Here is a 10,211-nt window from a genome sequence, read left to right on the forward strand (position 1 = left end):
CCAGATCCTACCTGCGGGAGCCATCCCTTGACCTGCCACCTGTTCGACGCCGTCACGGCGAGCATTGACGATCCGAGCCGCCCCTTCCTCGTCCATCCCGACGGCGCGCGGACGTCCTACGGCGCCTTCCTGGAGGAGACGGGACGCATGGCGAACGCCTTGCGGGACCTCGGGGTGGGCGTGGGCGACCGGGTCGCCGTGCAGGTGGAGAAGAGCCCGGCCATGCTGGTGCTCTATCTCGCCTGCGTGCGGGCGGGCGCGGTGTTCCTGCCCCTCAACACGGCCTACACGCTGCCCGAGCTCGACTACTTCATCGGCGACGCGGAGCCCGCCCTCGTGGTGTGCGACCCCGCCCGGCGCGAGGGGGTGGAGGCGCTGGCCCGCCCCCGGGGCGCACGGGTCGAGACCCTCGACGCGGCCGGCACGGGCTCGCTCACTGAGCGGGCGGCGGCGCAGGGCGCCGGCTTCGACGACGCTCCCCGCGGTCCCGACGACCTTGCCGCGATCCTCTACACCTCGGGCACCACGGGGCGCTCCAAAGGCGCGATGCTCTCCCACGAGAACCTCGCCTCCAACGCCCGCACCTTGCGCGACTATTGGCGCTTCAGCGCCCGCGACGTGCTTCTCCACGCGCTGCCCATCTTCCACACCCACGGCCTCTTCGTCGCGACGAACGTCTCGCTCATGGCGGGCTCCGCGATGATCTTCCTGCCGAAGTTCGATGCCGACGAGATGATGCGCCTCATGCCAGGGGCCACCGTCATGATGGGGGTGCCCACCTTCTACACCCGGCTTCTCGCGCATCCGGGCCTCACCCGCGAGGCGACGGCCCATATGCGCCTGTTCGTGTCCGGCTCGGCGCCGCTTCTCGCCGAGACGCACCGGGACTGGCAGGCCCGCACGGGCCACGCCATCCTGGAGCGCTACGGCATGACCGAGACCAACATGAACACCTCGAACCCCTATGACGGGGACAGGGTGCCGGGCACGGTGGGCCCTCCCCTGCCCGACGTGAGCCTGCGCGTGGTCGACCCCGAGACGGGCGCCCCGCTCGCGGCCGAGGAGATCGGGATGATCGAGGTGCTGGGGCCCAACGTGTTCAAGGGCTATTGGCGCAACGAGGAGAAGACGAAGGCCGAGTTCCGGCCCGACGGCTTCTTCGTCACGGGCGACCTGGGCAAGATCGACGGGCGGGGCTACGTCCACATCGTGGGACGGGGCAAGGACCTCATCATCACGGGCGGGTTCAACGTCTACCCCAAGGAGGTCGAGACCGAGATCGATGCCCTGCCGGGCGTGGTGGAGAGCGCCGTCATCGGCGTGCCCCACCGTGACTTCGGCGAGGGCGTCATGGCCGTGGTGGTGGCAAAGCCCGGCGCCGCCATCGACGAGGCCGCGGTGCTCTCCGCCCTCGGCGACCGGCTGGCCAAGTTCAAGCTGCCGAAGCGCGTCGTCATGGTCGACGACCTGCCCCGCAACACCATGGGCAAGGTGCAGAAGAACGTGCTGCGCGAGACCTACAAGGCGCTGCTCACGCCATAGGGCTCGTACGCGCCTCCGGCCCCCGTCACGGCGTCAGGAGCAGGGCTCCCGTCGTGGCGCGGCGCTCCGCGGCGGCGTGAAGGGCCCCGGCGTCCTCCAGGGCGAAGCGCCGGCCGATCTCCACCGTGACGGCCCCGTCCCGCACGGCCGCGAACAGGTCGGCGGCGTTGGCCCTGAACGTGGCGCCGTCGGCATTGTGCGGGAAGACGGAGGGGCGGGTGAGAAAGAGGCAGCCCTTCTTGTTGAGGAGCTCCGGCTCGATCGCGGGGGCAGGCCCGGACGCCGCGCCGTAGAGCACGACCATGCCGAAGGGAGCGGCGCAGTCCAGGGAGTGCAGGAAGGTGTCGCGCCCCACCGAATCGTAGACGACGTCGGCCTTGCGTCCGCCGGTGGCGGCGAGGAGGTCCCGCAGCCAGTCCGGGCGGCTGTAATCGATCGCGGCGTCGCATCCCGCCGTCCGGGCCACCTCGCATTTCTCGGGTCCGCCCGCGGTCCCCACCACGAAGGCACCGAGCGCCTTGGCCCACCGGCAGAGGATCTGCCCGACGCCGCCCGCCGCCGCGTGGACGAGGACGAGATCGCCTGCCTTCACGCGGTACGTGCGGCGCACGAGGTATTGAGCGGTGAGCCCCTTGAAGAGCAGGCTCGCGGCAGCCTCGTCGCTCATCTCCTCGGGCAGGCGCACGAGCCGCTCCGCCGGCACGACGCGCCGATCCGCATAGGCGCCGAGCCCCGCGTTCATGTACGCGACCCGATCCCCGGGCTTCAGGTCCGAGACGCCCTCGCCCACCGCCTCGACCACCCCGGCGGCCTCGTGGCCGAGGCCCGTCGGCAGCGGGAGCGGGTAGACGCCCTTGCGCTGGTAGATGTCGATGTAGTTGAAGCCGACGGCCGTCTGGCGCAGCAGGACCTCTCCGGCTCGCGGAGCGCCGATATCGACGGTCTCGACACGCATGACCTCCGGGCCGCCGTGCTCATGAATGCGAATCGCCCGTGCCTGATCCATGCTCAAGCTCCCTTGATCGGGTGTTCAGACCACGGTTCCGGGTCTGAATGCACGTCATTTCCGGCCGCGCGGAGCCCCGCCTTGGGTGGCTGCGCCCGGTCGCAGTCGCGCAGGCAGAGCCGATCCCGGGTCGGGGTGACCCGGGATCGGCGTCAGGTGCGCGTGGCGCCCGCCTCAGCGGGTGCCGAGAAGCTCGACGTCGAAGATCAGCGTCGCGTTGGGCGGGATCACACCGCCCGCGCCACGGGCGCCGTAGCCGAGATCGGGCGGGATCACGAGGGTGCGCTTGCCGCCCACCTTCATCGTCGCGACGCCCTGGTCCCAGCCGGCAATGACCTGGCCCTGGCCGAGGGTGAAGGTGAAGGGCTGGCCGCGGTCGCGCGACGAGTCGAATTTCTTGCCCTTCTGGCCGTTCTGGTCGAGCCAGCCCGTGTAGTGCACGTTGACCGACTGGCCTGCCTTCGGCTCGGGCCCGGTGCCGACGACCTCGTCCCGGTACTTGAGACCCGAGGGCGTGGTGGTGAGGTTCTGCGCGGATGCGTCGAGGGTCATGGCGATCAACAGGGCTCCGAAAAGTGGGACGGTAAAGCGGGACATGCGGGAATCGTTCCTGATGGTGGCCGATCAGCCAATTAAGGCCCCCGATTCGAAATCGTCCAGCCTTCGCTTGGCGGCCGGTCGAGGCCCCGGACCCCTGAGACGTCGTCCGGCGGACACTAGTCCCCCTTGAACGCGCGGCTCATCTGGTCCGACAGGGGCTTGGCGAGATAGGACAGGGCCGTGCGCTCGCCCGTCTGGATGAACGCCTCCACGGGCATGCCGGGGACGAGGGTGAGGCCTTTCAGGCGAGCGAGCTCCTCCGGAGAGGTCGCCACGCGCGCCGTGTAATAGGATACGCCCGTCTTCTGGTCCTGGATGAGGTCCGCCGCGACCCGGCTCACCCGGCCCCGGATCTCCGGCGTCGTGCGCTGGTTGAAGGCCGAGAGCCGCAGCATCGCGTCCTGCCCGATCCGGAGCTGGTCGATGTCCTGCGGCGCGACCTTCACCTCGATCGCCATCTCGTCCGCCTGGGGCACGATGAGCATGAGCGCGTCCGCCGGCGAGATCACGCCGCCCACCGTGTGCACGGCCAGCTGGTGCACCACGCCGTCCTGGGGCGCGCGGATGTCGATGCGCCGGAGCTGGTCCTCAGCGGCGATGCGCTTCTCGGCGAGCTCGGCGGACTTGCCCTGGATGTCGCGCAGCTCCCTGGCCACCTCGGAGCGCAGATCCTGGTCGACCTGGAGGATCTGCAGCTCGGTCTCGGAGATCTTACCCTTGGCCTGGGCCACCCCCGCGATGAGCTGGCCCTGCTCGCCCTTGAGGCGCGTCTCCTCGCGCTTGAGGGCGGTGACGCGGGTGAGAGGGACGAGGTTCTTGGCATAGAGGCCCTCGACGCCCTTCAGCTCCTCCTGGATCAGCCTGATCTCCTCGCCCTTGGCGTTGGCCTGGAGCTCCTGGCCGCCGATCTGCTCGCGCAGCTGCTCCACCCGCTGCCTGAGCTGGCCCTGGAGCCCTGCCCGCGCCTCACGGCGAAGCCCGAACAGGCGCCCCTCCCCCTGGATCAGCTCGGCAATCTCCGGCTCCGCGGCGCGGGCGGCGAGCTCGGGCCGGACCTTGATCGCCGCGAGCCCGTCACGCTCGGCCTCAAGCCGCCCCCGGCGGGCGGCGAGCTCGTCGAGGCCCTTGGTGATCACGGCGAGGTTGGCGCGGGTCACGGTCTCGTCGAGACGCACCACCACGTCGCCCGCCGTCACCCGGTCGCCGTCGCGAACCCGGATCTCGCCCACCACGCCGCCCGTCGGGTGCTGGACCTTCTTGACGTAGGAATCGACCACCACGGCGCCCGGCGCCACCACGGCGCTCGCGATCTCGGCGGTGGCGGCCCAGCCGCCCATGCCGCCCCCCAGAACCAGGAGGGTGGTCAGGCCCGCCAGCAAATGGCGGCGCAGCGAACGGTCCGGATCGAGAGCGGGGTTCCTCATGACGCGCCTCCGGCGATGGCCCTCTGGCCTCGCTCGACCTCGACGGCGGGATTGGGGACGGGCTGGAGCGTGCGCACGGTCGCGCCCAGGACCTGGTCCTTGGGGCCGAAGGCCTTCTGCTCGCCGCCCGCGATCACGAGGACATGGTCGAGGGCCGCGAGCGCGCTCGGGCGATGGGCGACCACGACGGCGATGCCGCCGCGCTCGCGCACGTTCATGAGGGCCCGCGTCAACGCCGCCTCGCCCTCGTTGTCGAGGTTCGAGTTCGGCTCGTCGAGCACCACGAGGAAGGGATCGCCGTAGAGCGCGCGGGCGAGGCCCACCCGCTGGCGCTGCCCCGCCGAGAGCGCGCCGCCCCGGTCGCCGATGGCGGTGTCGTAGCCCTGGTCGAGCGACAGGATCAGCTCGTGCACGCCCGCCAGCATCGCGGCCTGGATCACGAGGTCCGGATCGTCGCCCTCCCGGAAGCGGGCGATGTTCTGGGCGATCGTGCCCGCGAACAGCTCAACGTCCTGCGGCAGGTAGCCGACATGGCGGCCGAGCGTCTCGGGCGACCACTGGTCCAGGGCCGCGCCGTCGAGGCGCACGCGCCCTCGCGCCGGCTGCCAGACGCCGACCAGCGCCCGCACGAGGCAGGACTTGCCCGAGCCGCTCGGGCCGATGATGCCGAGCCCCGCCCCGCCCTGGAGCTGGAACGAGATGTCCCGCACGACGAGACGAGGATTGCCGGCCGGAGCGACGGCCACGCCCTGCACGGTGAGGGTCGATCCCGGGGGGCGCAGGGTTTGGCGCTCCGCCGCGGCGGGGAGCGACCCTAAGAGCGCGTCGAGCCGCCGCCAGGCTCCGCGGGTGGCGAGGAAGCCGCGCCAGTTGGCGATGGCGAGCTCCACGGGCGCCAGCGCGCGGGCCGAGAGGATGGAACTCGCGATGATGATGCCGCCCGACGCCTCGCCCTGGATCACGAGATAGGCGCCGACCCCCAGCACCGCCGATTGCAGGGCCATGCGCAGCATCTTGGAGATGGCGCCGAGCCCGCCCGTCACGTCGGAGAGGCCGCTCTGGCCCGCCACGTAGCCCCGATCCGCCTCGCGCCAGCGCGCCGCGACGGCGGGGCCCATGCCCATGGCGGTCACAGCCTCCGCATTGCGCCGGGCGGCGTCCGCGACCGCCTGGCGCTGGGAGGCGAGCGCCACGGACTGCGCAGCCCCCCGGCGGGACAGGATCTCGGTGAGCAGCGTCAGCATCACGAGGATCCCGGCGCCGCCCAGGGCGGTCCAGCCGATGAGCGGATGGAAGAGGAAGCAGAGCGTCAGGTAGAGCGGCAGCCAGGGCAGGTCGAAGAAGGCGAGCGGCCCGCCGGTGCCGAAGAACGAGCGGACTTGGTCGAGGTCGCGCAGGGGCTGGCCCGCATCCACGTCGCCGCGCAGGAGCGGCAGGCGCAAGGTGGTGTCGAACACCCGGCCGGCGACGCGCTCGTGCAGGGACGCCCCGACCCGCGCCAGCATCCGGGTGCGGATGAGGTCGAGCCCGCCCTGGATCGCGAACAGGCCCGCCACGAGGATGGCGAGCCCGACGAGGGTCGGGATGCTGCGGGACGGGATCACGCGATCGTAGACCTGGAGCATGAAGATCGAGCCGGTGAGCATCAGCAGGTTCACCGCCGCGCTGAACAGGCCGATGCCCAGGAGAGAGCCGGCGCAGCGCCGCAGCGCCTGGGAGATCTCGGAACGGGCCGAGGGGGGTGCGTTCGCCATGGAGGTCGGATCCGGTCGATGGCCCCTCGGAGATCAACCCGGTGGGCAGGCGCGGGAACGGACCGGGCGGCGCGCGGGCCGCCCGATCCGGGGTCTTCGTCAGCCGAGCATCAGATCGTCGAGCTGGGCGTGGCTGGCCGTGTCGAAGCCGTCGAGCGTATGGACGAAGCCCGCGAGCGCATCCGCGGCGGAGGCCTTCTGGATCTCGCCCGCCGCGATGGGCAGGACCAGCTTGTAGCCGGCCGAGCCGTCGACCTCGCCGCCCGTGCCCGCGCCATGGCCGTCGAGGGTGGTCAAGCCGTGCAGCACGATCTCGCGGTTCTGGAGCGGCGCCTCGTCGAGCAGGGTCGCGAGGGAGCCGTTCGCCGGGTCGGAGAGGTCGTAGGTCTGGGCGAAGATGAAGGAATCGCCTGACGGCGTCGGGAACCCCGCCAGCCCGGCCGCCGGGGAGGAGGTCAGGTTGAGCAGGATCGGTCCATAGGTCTGCTGGCCTTCGGCGAGCTCGATGAAGCCGTCGCGGTCGCTGTCCTGTGCCAGGGTCGGGACGTTCGAATCCCTGCCGTCCTCGAAGCCGTGGATGTGCTGCACGTGGGTCTGGCCGGGCTCGACGCCCGTCGCCGCCGTGATCACGGTGAGCTGGTCGCCGTTACGCAGCAGCAGAGCGCCGCCCTCGGCATCCGAGTTGTTGAGCTCGTTCAGGTCGGCGAAGTAATAGTCGTCCGCCTGCGCGAAAGCCCGCACGAAACCGGCGAAGGTCAGGCTGCCGAACGTATCGGTGCTGCTCGAAGCGACCGGGCTCTGTCCGCCGTCGGCATCTGAGCCGCCTTGACCATGATCGCTGCCATGGTCCTGCGTGGCTGCCTGTCCGGTGGCGCCTTGGCTCATTTGGCCACCCGTATCGGAGGTGGTTGCCGCAGGTGGGGTGGACGGGGTTGCAGCGGCCGTTTGGACGGCCCCCCCGTCGCCAGCACCGGAATCGGCCGGCATGGCGGACCCTGCCCGTGCCGTCGTAGCGCCGTCGGCAGCAACCGAGGTCTGTGCGTGCGAGTGGCTGCTCTCGAAGCCGTCGAGCGTGTCGGCGAAGGCGGCCAGCGCGGCCCCGTTGGAGGAGGCGGCCTGGATCTCGCCCGACGCGATGGGCAGGACGAGCTTGAAGCCGGCCGAGCCGTCGACCTCGCCGGTCGTGCCCTGACCCTGGCCGTCGAGGGTGGTCAGGCCGTGCAGCACGATCTCGCGGTTCTGGAGCGGCGCCTCGTCGAGCAGGGTCGCGAGGGAGCCGTTCGCCGGATCGGAGAGGTCGTAGGTCTCGGCGAAGATGAAGGACTTGCCCTCCGGGGCCGGGAAGCCCGGTGCGCCCGCGCCCGGAGGCGAGGTGAGGTTGAGCAGGATCGGGCCGTAGCTGTCCGTTCCCTCGGCGAGCTCGATGAAGCCGTCCCGGTCATCGTCCAGCGCCAGGGTCGGGCTGGCGGCGTTGCTCCCGTCCTCGAAGCCATGGATGTGCTGGGCATGGATCTGCCCTGCCTCGACGCCCGTCGCCGCCGTGATCACCGTGAGACGGTCGCCGTCCTGGAACAGGAGCGCGCCGCCCTCGGCGTCGGAATTGTTGAGCTCCTTCAGGTCGGCGAAGAAGACCTTGTCGGCGTCGGCGAAGGCGCGCAGGAAGCTGACGAAGCTCCCCTGGCCGAACAATTCGGTGTGACCTGCGAGGCCGAGACCGAGGAAGCCGCTGGCCTGGACCCCCGCGGACGTCCCGCCTGCACCCGAGCCGTGGCCCATGTCGGAGTGGTTCTGATCTGCCATAAACAATTCCTCCAGAATATTTTTCTCGATGAAGTCGCGGCTCAGCAAACTCATTCGAGCCCATATGGCCTCAGCTTGTCCGTTGGAATTCGTACGAACGATAATTTCGCATGCATAGGGCGTGTGAGGGCGAGATATGCGGCCCATCGAAATTGATGATCTCTTGCAGCGAGTTCGCACATACGCAGAATATTAACCTAGGTTAACGGTGAAGCTTTGTCATGAGACAACTTTTATTTCGTCGGCCGTGCATCCACGTGCCTCCCCGCCGGGTATCCACAGTTGCCGAGACCCTGATGGATCCGCTGAATGTGCGCGAGCGAGAGGCCTCTCTCCACGGCGACCTGGGGCCGGAAGTCCAGTTCCTCCGCGATGTTCGTCGTCCGCTTCGCGGACGGGGAGACCGCCTATCTCGTCCTTCCCCGGAGCGAGGTGCCCCTGAGCGACACGGGACCGGCAGCGTTCCAGGCCGTCCTCCAGCGCCAGGCGAGGGGCGAGCTCCGGGGCGGGGAGATCGCGGGCGTGACGCGCGCCCGTTGACGAACCGGCGCGCGGTGCCCGGCACCTCCCGTGGCGAGCGTGGGCATCGTGGGCCCCGCTCTCGTCCCTACCGGCTTGCGGATTCGCCGCATCGTCCGGCCTGAGCCCTGGCCCGAGAGGGAACGAGCGCACCCTCCTCGGGTTGGCGCTCGCACATCGCCCGGAGCGCCCGATGGCCACCAAGGACGACGAGAACCGCCTCAACGCCGCCGCGGAGGTGACCGACCTTTCGGCGCCCGAGCGGCGCGAGGTGGCCCGGCAAAGCCGCCCGAGCGCCGCGCTCATCCACGAGACCATCCGGGCCGAGGGCCAAAGCGAGCTCGACCGGGCCGCGTCCGCGCTCCTCCTGTCCGGGCTCGCGGCCGGCTTGTCCATGGGGCTCTCGCTCCTGGTGCAGGGGTTCCTTCATGCTGGCTTGCCGGCCGCGCCCTGGCGCGACCTCGTGGTGGGCTGGGGCTACACGGTCGGCTTCCTCGTCGTGGTGCTCGGCCGCCAGCAGCTCTTCACCGAGAACACGATCACCCCCGTCCTGCCGCTCCTCCACGAGCGCAGCACGCAGGCCCTCTGGCGCCTTCTCCGCCTGTGGGCCCTGGTGCTGGTGGCCAACATCGCCGGCACCTGGCTCGTCGCCGCCGCCCTGGCCCATGGCGAGATCGCTCCGCCGGAGGTGCGTGCCGCCTTCCAGGAGATCAGCCGGCATGCGCTGGGGCATTCGTTCTGGGCCACGGCCGCCCGGGGCGTCGCGGCGGGCTGGATCATCGCCCTGATGGTCTGGCTCCTGCCCGGGGCGGACGGGCAGCGTCTCATCGTCGTCCTGCTCATGACCTATGTCGTGGCCCTCGCGGACCTCGCCCACGTGATCGCCGGATCCGTCGACGCCTTCTATCTCGTCCAGACGGGCGCAGCCGATTACGGCGACTACCTCGTCCGCTTCTTCGCGCCGACACTCCTCGGCAACCTCGTGGGCGGCGTCACGCTGGTGGCGGTGTTGAACTTCGGCCAGGTCGCGCCGGAGCTGTCGGACTAGGGATGGCGATCCGCCGATCCGGGTGAATGTTGGAGAGCACCGCCCTCCGCCGCGCCGTCCGCGAGGCCGCGCTGGTCCTCCCCGCCGGACCCTAGAGAGCACCGACGAGTCGCAAGGCCAGATAGACGAGGAAGATCGTCCAGGCGAGCGTCAGAACGGCGCCAAGGACCATCGCGGCCGTCAGCAAGACATCGCGGACGCGCCTGACAGGTGTTTCAGGGCTCATGCCCTGCCCCACGTCGAGATCGGACGTCACGACTTTGGTCCTTGACCGATGGCCCATCTCAAAAAACACCCGCGTCACCACGGTGTGTCATCGGCAAACTTGGTTGAACGTGCCCTGAACGGCACGCATCATTTTCGCCTTATTGCGCGCTGTGCCCGTCTCCACTCGGGCCCGAAACGCCCGCCGAGGCCGAGAGGCCCTAGGCCCGACGCGCGTCGGGCATCAAGCTCTCACGCGGGACCTCACGAGCCCTCGGCCAGGCCCCTCTCGGCCCGGACCTCGCCCGCGGCGC

General features: G+C 70.4%; 9 protein-coding genes. 3 read left to right on the forward strand and 6 right to left on the reverse strand.

Annotated features, from left to right (window positions below; translation table 11 throughout):
- The first annotated feature begins 27 nt into the window (after nucleotides 1-27).
- Entirely contained in the window at nucleotides 28-1,542 is a 1,515-nt protein-coding gene (locus F0L46_RS22510; RefSeq protein WP_149821853.1) for a malonate--CoA ligase, read from the forward strand.
- 25 nt (nucleotides 1,543-1,567) lie between these two features.
- Here the strand turns inward: F0L46_RS22510 and F0L46_RS22515 are convergent, their stop codons facing one another.
- The 5 genes from F0L46_RS22515 to F0L46_RS22535 all read right to left on the reverse strand — a co-directional run bounded on the left by F0L46_RS22515 (nucleotide 1,568) and on the right by F0L46_RS22535 (nucleotide 8,126).
- Nucleotides 1,568-2,548, reverse strand: a complete 981-nt coding sequence (locus F0L46_RS22515; RefSeq protein ID WP_149821855.1) for a quinone oxidoreductase family protein — start codon at nucleotides 2,546-2,548, stop codon at nucleotides 1,568-1,570.
- A 174-nt stretch (nucleotides 2,549-2,722) separates the two neighbouring features.
- Entirely contained in the window at nucleotides 2,723-3,145 is a 423-nt protein-coding gene (locus F0L46_RS22520) for an FKBP-type peptidyl-prolyl cis-trans isomerase (RefSeq protein ID WP_149821857.1), read from the reverse strand.
- A 119-nt stretch (nucleotides 3,146-3,264) separates the two neighbouring features.
- Nucleotides 3,265-4,572 (reverse strand): HlyD family type I secretion periplasmic adaptor subunit, encoded by a 1,308-nt coding sequence (locus F0L46_RS22525; protein ID WP_149821859.1) that lies wholly within the window; start codon nucleotides 4,570-4,572, stop codon nucleotides 3,265-3,267.
- The gene (locus tag F0L46_RS22530) at nucleotides 4,569-6,326 is read right to left on the reverse strand and encodes a type I secretion system permease/ATPase (RefSeq protein ID WP_149821861.1); all 1,758 of its coding nucleotides are present in this window, start codon (nucleotides 6,324-6,326) and stop codon (nucleotides 4,569-4,571) included. Before F0L46_RS22530 ends, F0L46_RS22525 begins: the two co-directional genes overlap by 4 nt.
- Nucleotides 6,327-6,425: 99 nt before the next feature.
- Nucleotides 6,426-8,126: a hypothetical protein gene (locus F0L46_RS22535; protein ID WP_149821862.1), complete on the reverse strand. Its 1,701-nt coding sequence runs from the start codon at nucleotides 8,124-8,126 to the stop codon at nucleotides 6,426-6,428.
- Between the two features lie 372 nt (nucleotides 8,127-8,498).
- On the opposite strand from F0L46_RS22535, the gene F0L46_RS26320 reads away from it, so the two are divergent.
- A complete protein-coding gene (locus tag F0L46_RS26320) occupies nucleotides 8,499-8,666 on the forward strand; it encodes a hypothetical protein (RefSeq protein WP_188312096.1) in 168 nt (55 codons plus the stop codon).
- Nucleotides 8,667-8,838: 172 nt separating this feature from the next.
- Nucleotides 8,839-9,693 (forward strand): formate/nitrite transporter family protein, encoded by an 855-nt coding sequence (locus F0L46_RS22540; RefSeq protein ID WP_149821864.1) that lies wholly within the window; start codon nucleotides 8,839-8,841, stop codon nucleotides 9,691-9,693.
- Between the two features lie 91 nt (nucleotides 9,694-9,784).
- Here the strand turns inward: F0L46_RS22540 and F0L46_RS26325 are convergent, their stop codons facing one another.
- A complete protein-coding gene (locus F0L46_RS26325; RefSeq protein WP_188312097.1) occupies nucleotides 9,785-9,949 on the reverse strand; it encodes a hypothetical protein in 165 nt (54 codons plus the stop codon).
- Between the last annotated feature and the right edge of the window lie 262 nt (nucleotides 9,950-10,211).

Source organism: Salinarimonas soli (assembly GCF_008386575.1).
Lineage (GTDB): Bacteria > Pseudomonadota > Alphaproteobacteria > Rhizobiales > Beijerinckiaceae > Salinarimonas_A > Salinarimonas_A soli.